18 protein-coding genes are annotated in these 19,562 nt (G+C 34.9%); 12 read left to right on the top strand and 6 right to left on the bottom strand.

Going from position 1 to position 19,562, the window contains the following annotated elements; all coding sequences use genetic code 11:
- Nucleotides 1-36: 36 nt before the first annotated feature.
- Together ABID42_RS17110 and ABID42_RS17105 are read right to left on the bottom strand one after the other, a co-directional pair.
- Complete coding sequence (locus ABID42_RS17110; RefSeq protein WP_367284724.1) at nt 37-645, bottom strand: hypothetical protein; 609 nt, start codon at nt 643-645, stop codon at nt 37-39.
- Between the two features lie 23 nt (nt 646-668).
- Complete coding sequence (locus ABID42_RS17105; RefSeq protein WP_367284723.1) at nt 669-845, bottom strand: hypothetical protein; 177 nt, start codon at nt 843-845, stop codon at nt 669-671.
- A gap of 273 nt (nt 846-1,118) precedes the next feature.
- Between ABID42_RS17105 and ABID42_RS17100 the strand changes: the two genes are divergently transcribed.
- A complete protein-coding gene (locus ABID42_RS17100; protein WP_367284722.1) occupies nt 1,119-1,796 on the top strand; it encodes a DUF2306 domain-containing protein in 678 nt (225 codons plus the stop codon).
- 75 nt (nt 1,797-1,871) lie between these two features.
- On the opposite strand, the gene ABID42_RS17095 is transcribed toward ABID42_RS17100, so the two are convergent.
- The 3 genes from ABID42_RS17095 to ABID42_RS17085 form a co-directional block, all read right to left on the bottom strand.
- On the bottom strand, nt 1,872-2,450 hold the full coding sequence (locus ABID42_RS17095; protein ID WP_367284721.1) for a TVP38/TMEM64 family protein: 579 nt from the start codon (nt 2,448-2,450) through the stop codon (nt 1,872-1,874).
- Nucleotides 2,451-2,592: 142 nt separating this feature from the next.
- Nucleotides 2,593-3,069 (bottom strand): cytidine deaminase, encoded by a 477-nt coding sequence (locus ABID42_RS17090; protein WP_367284720.1) that lies wholly within the window; start codon nt 3,067-3,069, stop codon nt 2,593-2,595.
- Nucleotides 3,070-3,253: 184 nt separating this feature from the next.
- Nucleotides 3,254-5,149: an SPFH domain-containing protein gene (locus ABID42_RS17085; protein ID WP_367284719.1), complete on the bottom strand. Its 1,896-nt coding sequence runs from the start codon at nt 5,147-5,149 to the stop codon at nt 3,254-3,256.
- A 640-nt stretch (nt 5,150-5,789) separates the two neighbouring features.
- Here ABID42_RS17085 and ABID42_RS17080 point away from each other — a divergent pair.
- The 11 genes from ABID42_RS17080 (at nt 5,790) to ABID42_RS17030 (ending at nt 17,623) form a co-directional block, all read left to right on the top strand.
- Complete coding sequence (locus ABID42_RS17080; RefSeq protein ID WP_367284718.1) at nt 5,790-6,842, top strand: efflux RND transporter periplasmic adaptor subunit; 1,053 nt, start codon at nt 5,790-5,792, stop codon at nt 6,840-6,842.
- Between the two features lie 97 nt (nt 6,843-6,939).
- Complete coding sequence (locus ABID42_RS17075) at nt 6,940-10,026, top strand: efflux RND transporter permease subunit (protein ID WP_323258417.1); 3,087 nt, start codon at nt 6,940-6,942, stop codon at nt 10,024-10,026.
- Nucleotides 10,027-10,095: 69 nt separating this feature from the next.
- A complete protein-coding gene (locus tag ABID42_RS17070) occupies nt 10,096-11,415 on the top strand; it encodes a TolC family protein (protein WP_367284717.1) in 1,320 nt (439 codons plus the stop codon).
- Between the two features lie 157 nt (nt 11,416-11,572).
- A complete protein-coding gene (locus ABID42_RS17065) occupies nt 11,573-12,001 on the top strand; it encodes a hypothetical protein (protein ID WP_367284716.1) in 429 nt (142 codons plus the stop codon).
- Nucleotides 12,002-12,055: 54 nt separating this feature from the next.
- Entirely contained in the window at nt 12,056-13,399 is a 1,344-nt protein-coding gene (locus ABID42_RS17060; protein ID WP_367284715.1) for a glycosyltransferase, read from the top strand.
- Between the two features lie 87 nt (nt 13,400-13,486).
- Nucleotides 13,487-13,657 carry a hypothetical protein gene (locus ABID42_RS17055; protein ID WP_367284714.1) on the top strand — a complete coding sequence of 57 codons (171 nt, stop codon included), beginning with the start codon at nt 13,487-13,489 and terminating at the stop codon, nt 13,655-13,657.
- 42 nt (nt 13,658-13,699) lie between these two features.
- Complete coding sequence (locus ABID42_RS17050) at nt 13,700-13,885, top strand: hypothetical protein (RefSeq protein WP_367284713.1); 186 nt, start codon at nt 13,700-13,702, stop codon at nt 13,883-13,885.
- Nucleotides 13,886-13,955: 70 nt separating this feature from the next.
- Nucleotides 13,956-14,174 (top strand): hypothetical protein, encoded by a 219-nt coding sequence (locus tag ABID42_RS17045; protein WP_367284712.1) that lies wholly within the window; start codon nt 13,956-13,958, stop codon nt 14,172-14,174.
- A gap of 15 nt (nt 14,175-14,189) precedes the next feature.
- Nucleotides 14,190-14,843, top strand: a complete 654-nt coding sequence (locus tag ABID42_RS17040; protein WP_367284711.1) for a hypothetical protein — start codon at nt 14,190-14,192, stop codon at nt 14,841-14,843.
- 36 nt (nt 14,844-14,879) lie between these two features.
- Entirely contained in the window at nt 14,880-15,404 is a 525-nt protein-coding gene (locus ABID42_RS17035; RefSeq protein WP_367284710.1) for a peroxiredoxin family protein, read from the top strand.
- A 74-nt stretch (nt 15,405-15,478) separates the two neighbouring features.
- Nucleotides 15,479-17,623: a peptidase domain-containing ABC transporter gene (locus tag ABID42_RS17030; RefSeq protein WP_367284709.1), complete on the top strand. Its 2,145-nt coding sequence runs from the start codon at nt 15,479-15,481 to the stop codon at nt 17,621-17,623.
- 97 nt (nt 17,624-17,720) lie between these two features.
- Here ABID42_RS17030 and ABID42_RS17025 read toward each other — a convergent pair whose 3' ends face one another.
- The gene (locus tag ABID42_RS17025; protein ID WP_367284708.1) at nt 17,721-19,142 is read right to left on the bottom strand and encodes a glycoside hydrolase family 125 protein; all 1,422 of its coding nucleotides are present in this window, start codon (nt 19,140-19,142) and stop codon (nt 17,721-17,723) included.
- Between the last annotated feature and the right edge of the window lie 420 nt (nt 19,143-19,562).

The following is a 19,562-nucleotide window of genomic DNA, read 5'->3' as shown; positions in this document are numbered from 1 at the left end:
TACGATAAAGAAGGTTTTTCATAGCTTGAAAATAAGTTATGGAAACTTTATTTCTTTTCTAGGAATAAAGAAACCTTTAATGCAGTTAAGGTTTCTAATACAAATTTGTATATGATTTTTAGCCTGAATACCTGCCCCTTCAAAAGCAGGTCCACCTTCTGTAAAAATACCTCTTACCGTATCAAAATGTTTTAATTCACTAAAGCCTTTTGTTGATATATCTGAAATGATTTGTTCGTTGATTTTTTGGTGTAAATACTCAATAACGGCACAATCTAATTCTCTTAAAATTAAATCATGGTGTTTGTCTTTCGGTAAATCTTTATTTTCTGGAAGTGTTTTGCCAGCAAAGAGTAAATCATCTTTCATCAATTCATAATATGAAGAAAGGATATTAATGAATGAAGCATCAGTAAAATCTAAACAGTAATCCAGTTGATATACAACTCCAACAACAGATGGGTTTTGTAGTTTCCCTCTTGCTTTTTTATCTAAAGCCCATTGAAGAGCTCGCTCGTAGTTATTTTCCCAGACATAGAAACCATTCCCAAGCCAATCAAAAGATTCTTGACTTTTCTTTACAATATCAGGTTTAGTAACTAACTCGTTTCTCACAGATTCATCACATCCATGAAAACCAAGCATTAAGTTTGGTCTTTTATTATACATTAGGAGGCAGAAACATTAACAACTTTTTTTAAATGACTGTAATGACCAGTGAAGTTTTCGTTTTTTGTTAAGATTTTGGCAGACTGTAAAGAGGCTATCACTTTAGCTCTTTCTTTTCTCTCAGATTTGATTTTTTTAGCCAATGATGCTAAAAGTTTAACTTGATTTGTTTCCATGAGAATTTTGTTTAAATCGTCTATACAAATCTAAATTTATTTCTTTAACATTTCAACCTTTTATAAGTAGTTTTTAGGGGTAGTTATATTCAGATATAGCTTGACAGTTAGCCCTAACGAACTATATTGATGATATTACATCCCCTCCACTTTGTCAAACATCCCAATCTCTTGTTCATTTCCCCAAGTATTTTACCATTTTGTGAGGTAGCCCTACCTTTGAGCCATTCAAAAAATAAAAATCTAAACGTAAATCACAAAACGAATACTCTAATGGAAATAGTTTTAAAAATGGCATTGTATGTGCATATCGCAGCAGGTTTTACAGCACTCACTGCTGGTTTAGTACCCATGTTTGCCGAGAAAGGAGGAAAAGCCCATGTGTTTTGGGGCAATGTATTTTACTGGGCGATGTTCTTAGTAGCCCTAACGGCTTTGATTCGCTTCAAAATGGAATTTCGATTAATATTCTTGGCAGGAATTGCTGTTTTTAGTTTTTATAATACTTTCACAGGTGTAAGATTAGTGCGAATGAAGAAAAATTTAGCACCCGAATTAATTGATTGGATTGGTGCAATTTTAACCATCATTAGTGCTTTAGCAATGATGACTTTTGGAGTATTGGCTTATCAAAAAGGGATTACTTTTTATGCCATTTTATTTAATGTTTTTGGCATCTTTTCGTTGTTGATGGCTACAGAAGATTTAAGAGTATTCTCAGGCAAAAAAGTAATTGATAATACTGTTCCTTTCCAAGCGAGATATTGGTTTCAGAATCATATTTCAAGAATGGGCGGAGCTTATATTGCTACGGTAACGGCATTTTTGGTTGTAAATAATCCACCATATATTCCGGGTTTAGTAGTTTGGATTGCACCAGGAGTAATCGGCGGAATGATGATTGGAAGAACTCGTAGGTATTATATGGAGAAGGCTAAGAGTAAGCTGTAAGCTATGAGCTTTGAGCTCTTCTTGCCGTTGTTCGTGTCTCTTGCCATTGTTCGTGTCTCACGAACAACTTGCTTCCTACAGCTTAACACTTACAGCTTTCTTAATAAAATATCCCAAACCCAACATTGATACCAGAATCAAACCAAAAACAAAAAACTGAATGCCACTGCCTTGACTTGGGTGTTCTATCAGTTTACGAATTTCTTGGGCTTGTGTTCCTAACCAAATTGAAAGAATAGTTCTTGGAAGCATTCCGATAAAACCTGCTGTTAGAAAGTTTTTTAGTTTCGTTCCTGAGAAAGAAAACAACACATTAGTAATGGCAAAAGGCAAAACAGGCGAAAGACGAGCCAATAAAATAATCTTAAATTCATCTTGTTGAAGATTATCCAGTACTTGTCTTACTTTAGGTTTTTCTGAAAGTTTGTTTAGAAATCTTCCCCCATCTATCAATTTCGCTACTTTAAAACCCAAGTATGAGGCACACCAATAACTAATGGCAATAGGAACGAAGGCATTCCAAGCCAAGAAATAGCCACTCAATAATGCAATAAAAGTAGTAGGAGTAAGGGCAAAAGCCATGCTAAAGCACGAAGCTACATAAACCAAAACCCATTGAAGTGTTGTAAAATGTTGAACTTCCTGCTCGTTCATAATTAGCCAATAGCTTATACTAGAGCTAGCAAATATGGGCATCAAGCCCAAAAAGAAAGTATAAACTATTGAAAAAGTATTTTTCTGGAGGAAATCTAACATTGTACAAAGATAGATGCCTTAACAGCATTCTACAAAAAACTTAGAAATCAGTGAATTTGATTGGAAGTAAATCTCCAATGGATTCTGTCACTAATATCTGATTGTTTGCTCCTAACATGATAAAACGAATTGGTTCTTGCTGACGAACTTCATATTCCAACATCGCTTGTCGGCAAGCTCCACAAGGAGAAACGCCTCTGAATACATTGCCTTTTCCCGGACGAGCAATAACTGCTATGGATTTTATTTTTCGTTCTGGATAATTCGCTCCGACCCAAAAAATAGCAGATTGTTCTGCACAAGAACCAGAAGGAAAAGCTGCATTTTCTTGGTTATTCGCCATCACAATGGTATCATCATCCAAAAGAATGGCAGCACCTACATGGAAATTTGAGTAAGGAGCATACGATTTGTAAGTAGCTTTACGAGCTTCGTTCAATAATTTATTTTCTAATACCGACAGCTCAGTGTCGTTATTGTACGTTTCGAGGGTGATTGTTAAATTAAGTTTCTGCATATCAGTTTATTCGGTATATTTTCATTAGTTTTTTAGATGGGGAAAATTATAACGAAAAAACACTTTAGAATAGTTCATGATATTTTTGAAAAGATGATTAGGTGACTGAAAACTGGTATTAATACTTAGAAAAAATAAACCCGTAGAAATATTCCACGGGTTTATGAATCTTTCTCACTTTTAATTACTCTTTTTTATCTGTTTGTACATCAACAGAAGTTTTCTCTACTTTCTTGCCTACTTCTTCCATCAAACGTAAGCCCAACAATCCACTCAAAGCTCCGTTTTGGTCGTTTGAACCGCCTGTAATTAAAATATCAGGCATTACTTTGATTTTCTCTTTACCAATACTTTCAGTGATTTTCAATTGTGTAAAGTTGCCTTCGCCCATTGCCGAAACAGCCAATTTGTAGGCTTCTGCGTCAGCTTTACCAATCGCTAAAATTTTCTCAGCTTCGGCAGTACCCGTTTTACTGATTTTTTCAGCTTCTGCATTGGCAATCAATTTAATTCTTTCAGACTCCGCACTGGCTTGTACTCTTACTCTTTCGGCTTCTGCTCCTGCTTGCAATTTCAAACTTTGGGCTTCACCTTGTGCTTTTTTCACCGAAGCATCGGCTACTCTTTCCGCAATTACAACACCTTGGTCGGCTTTTACAATGTCTTTTTGAATATCGGCAATTGCTGTTTCTTTTTCTAAAGCTTGGCGGGTTTCCTGTGCCATTTTCTGGGTTTCATAAGTAACCTTTTGTTCTTCGGCTAATTTTCTATCAGTCAAAGTTTTCATTAATGATTCTGGCGGAACAATATCACCAATCAATGTATCCACAGCGTTTACATTGTATTGCGAAAGTACTTCACCAATATATCTTCTGGCTGTTTCCTGACGTTCCTTTCTTGAGCCTAAGAAAGAAATTACATCTGAATCCTGAGCTGAGTTTCTAAAGTAATTACCAATGGTTGGTTCAAGCACTTGGCTTACAAGATTGTTCATATTTCCAAAACGGGCAATTACTTTTGGTGCTTCGTAATTAGGAATGTGGATAATCTGCGAAACATCTAAATTGAAAGGGAAACCATCTTTTGAACGAACCGTAATTGTTGACAGATTTTTATCCAATTGATGCGACTCTGACCTTGCACTTGCCCAGTTTAAAACCAAATTGGTTGTCGGCACGACTTCAATTTTCTGAACATAAGTATTTACTGGATATTTACCCGGTCCAAAAGCTTCTGCCCAAACGCCTTTGTAGCCTTTTGAAACAATATTTCCGTGTTTAAACTCCGTTCCGCTAATATCAACACCTTCTTCGCCTACATAAGAAATGACTACGCCTACATTACCAATCGGAATTTCGGTCATGTGAATTTCTTCTACTTTCACAAACCATGGATTCAAGTTGTACGAACCTGCTAAAATTACTTGTTGTTGTAAGCCTTTGTTTCCTCCTCTATTCAAGAAAGTATCAGCATCTTGGAAATTATTATGACCGTCAATTGACTTACCTGCAATTTGTCCTGCTTCGATAGAAGCACCATCCATCGTAGTAATAATCCCAACCATGTTTTCATGGATTTCAGTAATATCAGTAATGACTACTTCAAACAAAAAAGTATTAATTCTGTATGAACCCGCTGTAATTACCGCTGTTTGTCGTCCTTTTCTTCCGCCGTTTTTTAAAAAAGATTCCGTATCTTGAAAACCATCACATTCGATTTTTCTAGCTAAAATAGAACCTGTTTCAAGTTCTTTGCCATCTTTTGCCAAGATTAAGCCAATTTTACCAGTTGGAATAATGGTAAGTGGCTGAAGCGTAATATCGTATTGCCAAATCCAATACCAAAAATAAATACCTGGAGCTAAAGGTTTAGCTTGATAACCCGCTTCGCCTTCGGTGGCAATGATTCGTCCTTCGGGTAAAGATTTTTTATCGCCAAAGAGTACGAACTTTTTGGTAACTAAGCCAATTTTGTCTTCTGGAATAATGATAATGCCCAGTAAACGAAAAATAAATTTGTAGAAAACTAAACAAAGCACAGGAATTGCTATGCTGATAATGGTGGTAATAGGAATGTTCATTGTTGTGTATGTTTTGGTTGATTTTTGAACTCAGATGCTTAAGTTCATGAACCAAATTTGTAGAAAACCGAATAAAAATATTCCGTTTTGTGAAGAATGGTTTGGGGCTGGCTTAAATGGATTTGGGAGACTTTATAGCCCTCGCTTGGCATTAGCAAAAGAACGTCGAAGGGAGTTCTAATACAGTATTTCTGACTATTAACTCAGTTTGGCTGAGCTTTAACTCAGATTTATTGAGTACTAACTCAGTAGTAGTGAGCTAATACTCAGATTTTCTGAGCTTCAATACTGTTTTGGCGAGCTTCAACTCAGATTTTCTGTATTCCAGCTCACTAAAACTGTAAGCTAATACAGAAAATCTGACTTACAATGCAGTTTTAGTGAGTTAAGGCTCAGTATTGGTGAGTTAGGTGTCATTTACAGTCTAAGCCTGCTTTTTATGCCATAGATTTTGAAACATCATGAAGCAAGGAATGCTCATTACTAGGTAGTTAATTGGCATATTTAATCCACTTATCTATAGAAATGATAAGTTAGTCGAAATATATTAAGATTACGAAGTAAATCGGGACAAAAGGTTATTCTTTATAAAGTACCTTTATAGAAATTTAGCAAGAAAATTATTCATACAAACGTAAATATGAAGCAAAAAAATACGCTCTCAATGGTATCTGTTGGGGCATCAATCTGTTTAGCTTTGGCTAGTTGCCACAGTAAGAAGCCTCAAGACAATAATAAAAAAGAAGACCAACCTGCTATCGTCGATGTAGTAATTGCTAAAAAACAAAGCATTAGCTCGGATGTTGAAGCCAATGGTTCTATTGTTGCTAATGAATTCGTAGAACTTCATACAGAAGTTAGCGGAAGAATTACTTATTTGAATATTGCTGAAGGCACTACTGTTAACCAAGGAACAGTTTTGGCAAGAATCAACGATGCTGATTTGCAAGCTCAATTGAATAAAACCAAAGTTCAGCTTGATTTAGCTGAAAAAACAGAAAAACGTTTGGCTAAACTTTTATCAATTAATGGGATTAGTCAAGGTGAATACGATACTGCTTTAAACCAAGTAAATAGTTTAAAGGCAGATTTAGCTTATACTCAAGTATTAATTGAAAAAACGGTCTTGAAAGCTCCGTTTACTGGCGTATTGGGTTTACGTCAAATCAGTCAAGGAGCCTATGTTTCACCTACTACCATTATTGCTACCATTCAGCAAGTCAATAAATTAAAAGTTGATTTTACCGTTCCTGAAGAATACACACAATTAATCCGCAAAGGAACAGTTGTGGAAGTAGAAGTAGAAGGACAAAAAGCAGCTCGTTGCAAAGCAGTTGTCATTGCTCGTGAGCCACAAATCAACCAAACTACTCGTAATTTATTGGTACGTGCTTTGTTATCAAATTGCAATGCTAATCCGGGAACTTTCGCAAAAGTATATTTTAGTGCTGGTGCTGCTCAAAACAGTATTTTGATTCCGACAAATGCTATTATTCCTGATGATAAATCTAAAAAACTAGTAGTTGTTAAAGATGGAAAAGCAAGCTACGTAACAGTAGAAACGGGTTTCAGACAAGAAGATGTTGTTGAAATTACAAGTGGATTGAGCGAAGGCGATTCTGTAGTGGTTGATGGTGTTTTATTTGCTCGTCCAGATAAACCTGTTAAAGTAAGAGGCGTAAAAAACTTATAAGTATTTTACTTTCTTCGTTCAAAATCATCATTCAAAAGATTTCATAAAATTAATCACTCTTTTAGTAGAGCCTGCATTAATTTAATCAGCATTATTCATGAATATTTCAGAATTATCTCTTAAAAGACCCGTATTTGCCACGGTGATGAACGTCTTGATTATCCTTTTTGGGGTAGTTGGATTTTCGTTTTTGGCAGTAAGGGATTACCCTGCCATCGACCCGCCCATTGTTACCGTAAGAACATCTTACACTGGTGCGAACCCTGATATTATTGAAAACCAAATTACTGAACCACTCGAAAAACAAATTAATGGTATTCCGGGTATTCGTTCAATTACTTCATCAAGTACTTTAGGAAGTAGTTCTATTTCGGTAGAATTCAACTTAGATGTGCCTTTGGAAGCGGCAGCCAGTGATGTGCGTGATAAAGTAGCACAAGCCGTAAGAAGCTTGCCCCAAGATATTGATGCTCCGCCAGTAGTTTCTAAAGCAGATGCTAACAGTGATTTTATTTTGCTTTTGGCTATTCAAAGTAGAAGTAAAAGTTTGCTGGAATTGAGTGATTATGCAGAAAACGTTTTACAGCAACGTTTCCAAACCATCAATAACGTAAGTGGTGTAAATATTTTAGGACAGAAACGTTATGCCATGCGTATTTGGTTGAAAACCGACCGCATGAATGCTTATGGTTTATCGTTTACGGATATTCAAACAGCTTTGGCTCGTGAAAACGTTGAATTACCAGCAGGTAAAATTTATGGTAGTAATACCGAAATGACGATTCGTGCTTTGGGAAGATTAACGACTGAGCAACAATTTCGTGATTTAATTATCCGTGAAAGTATTACTGGTATTGTGCGTTTGGGTGATATTGCAGACGTAGAATTAGGACCTGAAACACTTGAACAAAGTTGGAAATACAATGGCGTTTACTCTGTGGGTTTGGCAGTTGTTCCTCAACCCGGAGCGAATTACATTAAAATTGCAGACGAATTCAATAAACGTTTAGAAGAAATTCAGAAGGAAAACAAATCTGATATTCAGTTTAAATTATTGATTGATAACACCAAAAACGTTCGTCGTTCTTTGAAAGAAGTAGAAGAAACTTTGGTGATTTCATTTGGCTTGGTAGTTTTGGTAATTTTCTTCTTCTTCCGAAATTGGTTAATTGCGATTCGTCCATTGATTGATATTCCAATCTCTTTGATTGCTACTTTCTTTATCATGTACTTCTGCGGATTTACGATTAATGTATTGACTTTACTCGGAATCGTATTAGCAACAGGTTTGGTGGTAGATGATGGGATTGTTGTTACAGAAAACATTTTCCGAAAATTAGAACAAGGCTTACCGATTCGAAAAGCGGCTTTGGAAGGAAGTAAAGAGATTTTCTTTGCCGTAATTTCTACTTCATTAACCCTTGCGGTGGTATTCCTTCCTGTTATTTTCTTAGAAGGTTTCGTAGGAAGTTTATTCCGTGAATTTGGTATTGTGGTTGCAGGTGCGGTATTGATTTCAGCCTTTGTTTCGCTAACCATTACGCCTGTACTGAATGTTTATTTAACTCGTAAAAAAGCAGGACACGGTTGGCTTTACGACAAAACCGAACCATTCTTTACGGGTATGGAAAGTGGCTACAAAAACATTTTGAAAGGCTTCATGAAAGTTCGTTGGGTAGCTTGGGTAATTGTAGTGGCTTGTGGTGTGTTAATTTGGCTGGCAGGTAAAAACTTACAAAGTGAAATTGCACCGATGGAAGATAAAAGTAGTATCCGTTTTACAGTAAGTACTGCCGAAGGGTCAAGTTATTTATTTACCCAAAAGGTTTCGGATGAAGTAACGAATTTCTTGAATGATTCTATTCCTGAAAAAGACTTTGTGTTTAATGCTGTGCCAGGTTTTGGTGGAAATGGCGGAACAAACTCTTCTGCGGCTCGTATTGGTTTGGTTGACCCAGACCAAAGAACAAGAAGCCAAGATGAATTGACGAAACTATTGAACAAAAAAATGAGCCGTTTTAACAACGCTCGTGTATTTGGTATTCAAGAACAAACCATTTCGGTAGGTTTGGGTTCAAGAGGTAGTTTGCCCGTACAATTCGTATTACAAAATATTGATTTTGCGAAAATTAAAGAAGCGATTCCTAAGTTTTTGGACGAAGCTCGTAATGATAAAACCTTTCAAAATGTTGACGTAAACTTAAAATTCAACAAACCTGAGATTTTAATGACTTTCGACCGCATTAAAATCAAGGATTTAGGTTTAACCACACAAGATGTTGTAAGTGCTGTTCAAGGTGCATTCAGTGGTAGAAGGTTAGCTTACTTTACGATGAATGGACGTCAATACGAAGTAATTGCACAAGTAGAACGTAAAGAAAGAAAAGAACCAACAGATATTGAAAACCTTTTTGTGACAAACGCTCGTGGAGAAAGAATTCCTTTGAGTGCGGTAGTAAAATTGGAAGAAAGTAGTAATCCTTCAACATTATTTCACTTTAACCGTTTGAAATCGGCTACGATTTCGGCTTCATTGGCAGAAGGAAAAACAATTGGTGATGGCGTAAAAGCCATGCAAGCCATTGCCGATAAAGTATTGGACAAATCTTTCCAAACGGCATTGAGTGGTCCTTCAAGAGATTATTCTGAAAGTTCGTCAAACACTGCTTTTGCTTTTGGTTTAGCTTTGGCATTGATTTACTTGTTATTAGCCGCTCAGTTTGAAAGTTTCAAAGACCCATTCACTATCATGATTACGGTGCCTTTGGCTTTGGCGGGTGCATTGGGTAGTCTTTGGATATTCGGACAAACGTTGAATATTTTCTCGCAAATCGGGATGATTATGTTGATTGGTTTGGTAACGAAAAATGGTATTTTGATTGTAGAATTTGCCAACCATAAACGTGCCGAAGGACTATCAAGAATTGATGCTGTAGTAGAAGCTGCCACGCAACGTTTACGTCCGATTTTGATGACAAGTTTAGCTACTTCACTAGGAGCATTACCGATTGCCTTGAGCTTAGGAGCTGCTTCAACAAGCCGTATTCCTTTAGGAACTGTAGTTGTTGGCGGGATTTTATTCTCTTTAATCCTTACTCTAATTGTAATTCCAGCCGTTTACACATTTATCTCTAATAAAACTTACAAAACGGAAGAATCTAAATTAGCGGAAGAATTAGGTTAAGCAATGGTTTAACCTAATAAAAGAAAGGCTTACATCGTAGGCTAATAATTTGAAAATCAACGAAAAAACATGAGAATATTTCTTAAATATACTGTTCCTTTAGCGTTCTGTTTGTTGGTTACAGGCATTCATACGATTGTGGCCCAGCAACAAATTACGCTAAGCCAAGCGATTGAAACAGCCTTAAAAAACAATTTGGATATTCAGATTTCAAAGAATGCGCTTTCTGCGAATACTGTCAATAATTATATTGGTGTTGCAGGCGGTTTGCCAACGGTTACGGGTAGTTTCAATACGAATGAACAAGTAACTGGTTTGAACCAAGAATTGAGTAACGGAACAAGTACCAACAGAACAGGCGTAGTGTCGAACAATACCAATATGAGTGTTACGGCTACTATGATGTTGTATAATGGGGGTAGAGTAATGGCTACTAAAAAGCGTTTGGAAGAATTGCAAAAGCAAAGTCAAGAACAAGTCAATACAAGTGTTCAGAATGTCATTGCTGATGTGATGTTGAAGTATTTTGCAGTCGTACAACAGCAAAATTTTGTTGCTACGTTACTTCAATCTATTGAAGTTTCAAAACAAAAACTTTCATTGATTGAAGCTCGTAAAAGCGTTGGTTTATCAAACGAAGCGGAATTCTTACAAGCGAATTTAGATTTGAATGCACAAACTCAAGCTTTACAAACACAAAAAATTGTGATTGAACAAAGCAAAGCAGACTTACTTCGTAGCTTAGTTTTAAATCCTAAAACGGCAATTACTGTTGTTGATACTACGATTGAATTAGATAAAAGTCTTCAATGGGAAAACATAGAAGCGAATATCAAAAAGCATCCAAGTATTTTATCGGCAGAAGCTCAAATTAACGTAAATCTTTTGTTAGAAAGAGAAGCTAATGCCAGACGTTATCCAACCGTCAATTTGAATACTGGTTATAACTACGGACGTAACCAAAGTGGTGCAGGTTTTACTTTATTAAACCAAACTTATGGACCATTTTTAGGAGTAAACGCAAGTATTCCAATCTATGCAGGAACAGCAAATACTCGCCAAGTACAAGTTGCCAAGATTAACACAGAAACGGCTCGTTTACAGAAAGAAGTAATTGCTCAGAATTTTCAGAATACTGCGGCAAAATCTTGGGAAGCTTATAGCAATACTTTGCAGTTGATTGAATCGGAAAAACAAAATTATGAGTTGGCAGATAGATTATTGAAATTAATGAATCAACGTTTTCAATTAGGACAAGCCACCATTATTGATGTAAAACAAGCACAACAAAGTTTTGAAAACTCTGGCTATCGCCTGAATAATTTAAGCTACACAGCCAAAATAGCTGAGATTACTTTAAAGCAAATTGCCAGTCAGTTGGGGAATTAAGTATTGACATTTTATGTCTTGAAAATCGGTATCAGATTGTTCTGATGCCGATTTTTTAGTTTTATACTCTTTCCAAAATCTTAAGCAAATACGAATGCTATTTCAAAATATTTTTTTGTAAGAAAAAAGCTTGAAAAAATTGCAGTAAATATTGAAAATGAATATATTTACATTACAACGAAATCAATTATTTCATATTTTCTGCATTATTAATGCAAAATTTAGCATTAATAATAAATATGAAAAATATTTCTCCCTCAAAAATACAGCTATGATTTTTAAAATTTGCCAACGCCTGAGCTACTTAGATAGGCTTATAAAATTAAAAGCGACTGGAACACCAAAAGAACTTTCACAAAAGTTGGGTATTACCGAACGTGCATGGTATAAATACCGAGATGAGTTAATCAATGATTTAAACTTACCCATCACTTACTGTCCATTCAGCAGAAGCTATATTTATACCGAAGAAGGTAGCTTTGAAATTGGTTTTCGGAAACTCACCAAAAACGAAACCGAAAAGCTCAATGGAGGAAGAAGCAACATTAATATTTATTTTAGAAATTTTCTTTCACTGAATTTATAGTTCAGTGAAAGAAAACTATTTGCAGAAAATGAATTGATAATACAATATTTCAATATGAAAACTGCTGTTTTTCTTTTTCCTGCTTTGATGGGACACTTAAACCCAACTGTTAAGCTGGCTGAATATTACAAGAATGAGGGTTTTAATGTTTACTATGGTGGGACACAAGAAATGACTGGGTTTACCCAAAAACATGGATTTCAATTTCATGCTATGAATAGTATATCTTTTGCACTTGGGCTTGAAGACCTTTTACATGAAGATAAAAAGGAAAAATGGCTGGAAAGTTTGGTTGATAGACATACCAATAAACTATATAAGCTCAGGAAAAAAGATATCGAAGGTCTAATAAAAACCGTAAATCCTGATTTGATACTTTTGGATGAGTTCAATTATTCAGACTTTATTTTATTATATCCATTTCTTGAAAAAAGAAAATTGGTAATACTCCAAACTAAGTTTCCCATGTATTATCATCAGAAAGTACCGCCGTTAAATACTTATGCCTTTCCTAACGCAGATGCTGAAAAATTGTGGAAATCGTATTTTAGAAAATACAAATGGCGTTACTTCTTAAACGATTTAAAGTTTTTTGGGAAAGGTGATTTAAGTATGCTCAGACAGAAATTTAAAGAGCAAAAAATACCTCAAAAGTTTCAAATAAATACCCAAAAAGTTTTTAACCCTACCTTTAATAATGTAGAAGAATGGTTTTTGATACCTAAAGAGTTAGATTTCCCTGAACAACAATTATTACCTTGGCAAAAGTATGTTGGCCCAATGGTAATGACAGACCGACAAGAAAACTTAGAGTCTAATTATTTGAATTTTATCAAAAAGAAAGAGACTTATCAAAATAGTAAATTGTTGTATTGTTCATTAGGAACGGTGCTTAAATCGCATCTGACCCACAGAAAAGTAAATATCAATACATTTTTTAACGCAATGATAGATATTGCTTTTGAGAACCCAAGCTTATATTTTGTGATTGCCTTAGAAAAAAGTATGCGTTCGGGCTTGAAAACAAAATCTGAAAACATCATTTTTTTAGATTATGCTCCACAAATGGATATACTGAGCAAAGCTGATGTCTTTTTAACCCATGCAGGCCCAGGTTCTGTATTTGAATCTATCATTCAAGCAACACCGATGCTTCTGTTTCCATTAAATGATAAATGGGACCAAAATGGAACTGCTGCCCGTGTAGTATATCATGGTTTAGGAGAAAAAGCAGATTTAGCAGATAGCAAACAAAGCATTGAGCAAGCTATATTTGAGCTATTGAATAACAAAAGCTACAAACAAAAAGTACAAACGTTGAGTACATTATTACATGAAAAATATAGTAATGAAAATTATTTAAAATATTTTTTCGCCACTGAACTTTTAGTTCAGTAGCTTATCATAAGTTTGTTGTGTTCTTGCAATAGTGCTTGAATTGAACAATAAACTTTTTATACAATGAAAAAAATTGAAATTAATCAGATGGAAGTCTTACAGGGAGGCGATTGGGATGCTGCCTGTGGTTTTGCTTTAGGTGTAGGGACAGTTGCTGCGTTTGCAACATCTCCAATAGCTCCTGCAACTTGGGGATTTATAGGTGTAGGTGTAGCGGCTTTCTGTGGGGGAGCAGCAGCCAAAAGAATCTATATTTAATAATAATGTTAATAAACGAAAACCTTTAAATATTTGTCAATTATGAATAAAATAACGCAAAACTGCCAATTATCAGGGATAAAGGGAGGAGATTTAACAACTTTTTGTGCTGGGTATGCAGCAGGTGTTGGTGTAGGTCTTTCATTAGGCTGGACATTAGGGCCAGTTGGTATAGGGGTAGTAATTCTTGCTGGAGGTGCATGTTTATTAGGTGATTCTAGTAAGTAGTAATGTAATCATTCTGTTGAAAGTACGGGATACACGTACTTTCAACTCAACTACATAAAAGTAAAATATCATGAAGAGTAAAAAAAAACAACGCTTGTTCGGTATTGCTTGGTTAATATTTGCAACATATTTATGTTTTAGAGCCAGCTTCAACCTTTCATTAAGGAATTTTTTAATTAGCCTAAATATATCTACTGCTTATAGGCTTATCGGAGGCTTTATCTTAGGCCTAATTACAGTTTATATTTCTCATAAGCTTGAAGGAAAAGACAAGAGATTGAATGATTAATTTTAATATAATAATATGAACTTAATTGCCTTGTTTAAAAACAACAATACAGTTTTATTTCTCACAGTAATTTTAAATGTTATTGCATTTACATACTTCTCTAATCTATTTCTAATTTCTGATACACTGTATTACAATACATTTGCAGAACAACTAACAATAGAAAAAATTGAAGGCATAATTGAGCAATCTCATAAATGGGCATGGGTAGGATATTTACTTTTGCCAATTATTTACTATGTGAAATTTTTACTTATTACTCTTGTTCTACAAACAGGTTTCTTTTTCTTTGAGCGTAAAGTAAGTTTTTCAATCATTTTTAAAGCTGTGATGTTGGCAGAAGCACCTTTTTTGATAGTTCCTATTATTAAGCTATTTTGGTTTTTGTTTATCCAAACACATTATGATTTAAACGATTTACAATATTTCTTTCCTCTTTCAGCTTTACAATTATTTGATGTACAGAAGCTTCCTTCTTGGCAAGTATACCCACTTCAGTTATTGAATGTTTTTGAGCTAATTTATTGGGTTCTTTTGGCTTATTGGCTCAAAAAACTTCTTAACCTTTCTCTCAACAAAAGTATGGAAGTGGTAGTGTCAAGTTATGGTACTGGGCTTTTACTTTGGGTGGTTTTTATTACTTTTCTTAGCTTAAATATAGCATCCTAAATCACCAAGTAGGAAATTATAAATTGAATATACCCTATGAAAAAACTATTACTATTAGGTCTAATTCTGTTAGTCTTGGCAACTATAGCCTATTTTGGCTATCAATCCTATCAAAAAATTGAAGAAAAGAAGGTTTTTACTGAACAAGTAAAACATTTGCCTCAGCTTTCTTTATTTCAATGGATAGATAATAAACCTAAGATGAATGAACTACCAACAATTATCATGTTCTTTCATCCAGAGTGTGAACACTGCCAATACGAAGCCAAAACAATTACTGAAAAGAAACAAGCGTTTTCTGGTATCAACTTATGGTGGATTTCGTTTGCTGATAGTTCATCAATCAGAGCATTTAGTAAAGAATATCACTTATACAACCAGCCTAATACGTCTTTGGCACATTTAAAGACTGAAAGTGTCATGAAAGTTTTTGGTTCAATCTCTGTTCCTCATATTTTTATTTATGATAAGCAAAAACAATTGCAAAAAGAATTCAAAGGCGAGACTAAAGTAGAAGCACTTTTAAAATATGTAGTTACTCAGAAAAGCAATCATCTATAATTTATGGAACGTTTACTCTGGCAAGTTCTTGTCCTTTTATTGCTATGGTTTTTACCTTTTATCTTACCTAAACTATGAAAAATAATACTTCTAAAAATCTTTCTCAGCAAACCAAAGGGTTCATGCTTCAACAAGATGAATCCGATTGTGGTGTTGCTTGCCTTTTATCTATTATCCGCTATCATGGAGGTGAAAATACCCTTGAATGTCTGAGAGAATCAAGTGGTACAAGTATTCAGGGAACAAGCCTTTTAGGTTTAAAACAATCAGCTAACAGTCTAAATTTACAAGCAGAAGCTTTTGAAGTTGATGACCTTGAAGTTTTCAAAAAACAAGCAAGTTTTCCTTGTATTCTCCACGTAGTAATTGATGAAAAATTAGAACACTATATCGTTTGTTATGAAGCATCCACTAACGGAAGTTTTATTATTGGAGACCCCGCCAAAGGTATTGAAATTTGGACTGAAGAAGAATTACTATCTTGCTGGAAAACAAGAGCTGTGTTGATTTTAAGCCCAACCGAAGCTTTTGAAAAAGTTCCTCAAAATAATCAAAAAAAGATTGCATGGTTTAAAGAATTATTGAGGGATGATACTTCCATGTTGGTAATAGCAGCCGTTTTGGGTATTGCTTTAGCTGTTTTAGGTATGGCAACAGCCATTTTTAGCCAGAAATTATTAGATGAAATTATTCCAAAACACCAAACTCAACGCCTTTGGTTAGGAATGGCTTTATTAGGCTTTTTACTTTTAGCGAGGGCTGGTTTGGGTTATTTAAGAGGTTTCTTTTTACTTCGTCAAAGTAAAGATTTTAATAATCGTTTAATGGATGATTTCTATGACAAATTTCTTCACCTTCATAAATCTTTTTTTGATACTCGTAAAACAGGGGAAATTATAGCAAGGCTAAACGATACTCGTAGAATACAACAAGTAATTAGTTATCTGGTAGGAAACGTAGTCATTGATATTTTGGTATTGTTAGTTTCGGCAGTCTATGTATTCAATTATTCCGTTACAGTTGGTTTACTATCCTTATTAAGTTTACCTTTATTTGGCTGTTTGATATGGAAATACAACGATAGAATCATCAAGAATCAAAAAGGGGTAATGAGCCAATACGCCAGTACTGAAAGTCATTTTGTAGATGCAATAACTGGGATTTCTGTTATCAAAGCAACTAATAAAGAATCAATGTTTGTACAAGTTGGAAAGATTTATTATCAACTTTTTCAACAAAAAATCTACGAGCTTGGTACTTTAAGCAATCGTTACGGATTTTGGAGTGAAATCTTAAATGCACTGTTAATTACCACGATTTTGTCCGTTTCCTCTTTTGCTGTATTACACAAGGATATTAAAATTGGAGCGATGATGGCAACTATTTCAATTGCTTCTGGAATGATTGGAGCGGTTAGTAGATTATCAACAACCAATATACAACTTCAAGAAGCGAAAGTAGCTTTTGAAAGAATGTATGAATTTGCGAGTATTAAACCAGAAAATGATTTAGATGTTAAATATGATATTACAGAGTTAGAAGATATTAATTCGCTGACAGTAAATAGTTTGTCATTTAGGTTTGCAGGAAGAACACAATTATTGAAAAAGGTCTCCCTTTTTCTAAGAAAAGGTACAATGGTAACATTGTTAGGAGAAGTTGGCTCTGGAAAAAGTGTGCTATTACAAATTTTACAAAAATTTCAGCATTATGAAGAAGGTGAAATTTCTGTAAATGATAATTTGGCATTCAAAAATATAGCCCCTGATGTTTGGCGTAGAAAAATAGGAGTAGTTCCACAAGACGTTAAGATTTTTAATGGTACTTTAATTGATAACATCATTTTAGGTAATGTGATGGATGAAGGACAAAAAGCTGTTGACTTTTGTAAATCCATTGGTTTAGATAGATTTTTTGAAAACCTTCCTCAAGGCTATTTAACCATAGTAGGCGAAGAAGGTATAAACCTTTCAGGTGGACAAAAACAATTAGTTGCTTTAGCAAGAGCTTTGTATCGTAAGCCCAACTTATTGTTACTTGATGAAGCTACCTCTGCAATGGATAATAATACCGAAAATTTTGTGCTAAACCTTCTTGAAAAACTAAAATCTGAGATAGGAATTTTCATGGTTACACACCGTAATAGCATAGCCGAAAAATCAGATAATATTTACGTTTTAGAAAATGGAGTAATTGAAGAAATGACATTTTGTGTTTGATGAGTGAGACATTTGTTTTTCTTCTATGTTTGAACTAAAAAAGGTTTGCAAAGAATAGTATTGCAAACCTTTTTTTACTACTAAACTATCAGAATACCTACAATTTCACACCCAACAAATGCGGTCTTTCCTTTTCTATTTTCAGCATTAATTCACCAAACAAAGTATTTGCCCAAGCAAACCATTTACGGGTAAATTTGGTAGCATCGTCTTTATCGAAAGACTCGTGCATAAAACCTGTATTGGCATGAGTCTTTTTCAAGAAACGTAATTGGGCTAAAATCTCTTGGTCGTTTGTGGAAGTCATAGCACGCATGATGATACTCATAGGCCAAATCTGGTCAATTAAAGTATGCGGACTACCAACACCTTCGGCTGCTTTCCCTTTGAAGAAATAAGGGTTGTTTTCACTAAAGATAAACTTGCGAGTATTCTGATAAATTGGGTCAGATAATTTCAAGGCTCCTAAATAGGGTAAAGCCATTAAATTTGGTACGTTGGCATCATCTTGCAATAAACGGTTTCCATATCCATCTACCTCCAAAGCATACATTTGTCCATAAACAGGATGCGTAATAATAGCGTGTTTCTTCACTGCTTGTTCTACTTGACTAGCAAAATCTGTGCATTCTTTGGCAAAAGCTGTATCCTTATAAACCTTCGTAGCAATCTCCGCAATCTGACGGAAAGAAACGACTGCGAATAAGTTAGCAGGAATTAAATAAGGAAAAGTAGTGGCATCATCAGATGGACGGAAAATGCTATTAATTAAACCATTTGGTTTTGTTGGGTTTCCATAACCATTTCCCGGAACGGTATCAGTTGACCAAGAAGTAGTTCTTCCAAAATGATATGGTCCTTTTCCATGAAAACGTTGTTGTTCTCTACAAGTAGCAATAATCAATTTGGCAGCTTTCAACCATTTCTCATCAAAAATACTGGTATCATTTGCTGTTTTCCAATAATGAAAAGCCAAACGAACAGTATAACATAATGAATCTAATTCCCATTTTCTTTCATGCAATTCAGGCTTCATCTCGGTGTGGTCAGAAAGCCATTCAGATTTCCCCGGTCCATCGTTGAAAGCATTCGCATAAGGGTCAATCAAAATACATTCTGTTTGGCGGTTTACTACGCCTGCAATCAATGCTTTTAATTGTTTGTCTTCCTTGATTAAAGGCATATAAGGCCAAACTTGCGCCGTACTATCACGTAACCACATCGCATGAATATCGCCCGTTATGACAAAAGTATCAGGACGATTATTTTTGATTTGGTAATTGACCGTCGTATCTAACGTATTCGGAAAACAGTTTTCAAACATCCAAGCTACCTCCGTATCTTTGATGCTGGTTTTCATTCTTTTGATGGTTGCTTCAATGATTGGACTGCTAAATTTTCTTTGGCTCAATGGCACACGAACGGTAGGATATTCATTGGCAAAAACGGGAGAATTTGCCAGTAAACCAGCACTTGCAATAGACGAAGCCTTGATAAATGTTCTTCGATTAATGTTCATAAACTTATTGTTTTATAATTGTATTGAATTGGATAAGCCTTCAATATCGATGTTTTTTTAAGTCTATCTGACCTTTTCTTTTTTGTAAAGATAGAATTTTAGATTAGTACTCAATAATACTGATGGTTTTAGTAACAACTATAAACTCATCCATCCCGTAGGGATTCTATATCGGTAGTATAGATAAAACAGCGATTGAATCTCAAGTTCCGTAGGAACGAAATATAATGTTCCTGCGGAACACTGATGGGATTTTATCATTAATTTGCTACCAATATTTTACTCCTGACGGAGTTGTCTTTGTAAAAAAACAAAAAGTCTAAGCGGGAGTGTTCATTAAACTGTGTCATTTGATTTATTGAGTTAGGGGGCTAGCCCCCTAACTCAATAAATCAACTTGTGAAATTCTGTCTTCAAATG

The organism is Arcicella rosea (genome assembly GCF_040543805.1).
In the GTDB taxonomy this organism is placed as follows: Bacteria; Bacteroidota; Bacteroidia; order Cytophagales; family Spirosomataceae; genus Arcicella; species Arcicella rosea.
Note: the sequence above shows the minus strand (reverse complement) of the source record. Positions and strands in the feature narration are given on the sequence as shown.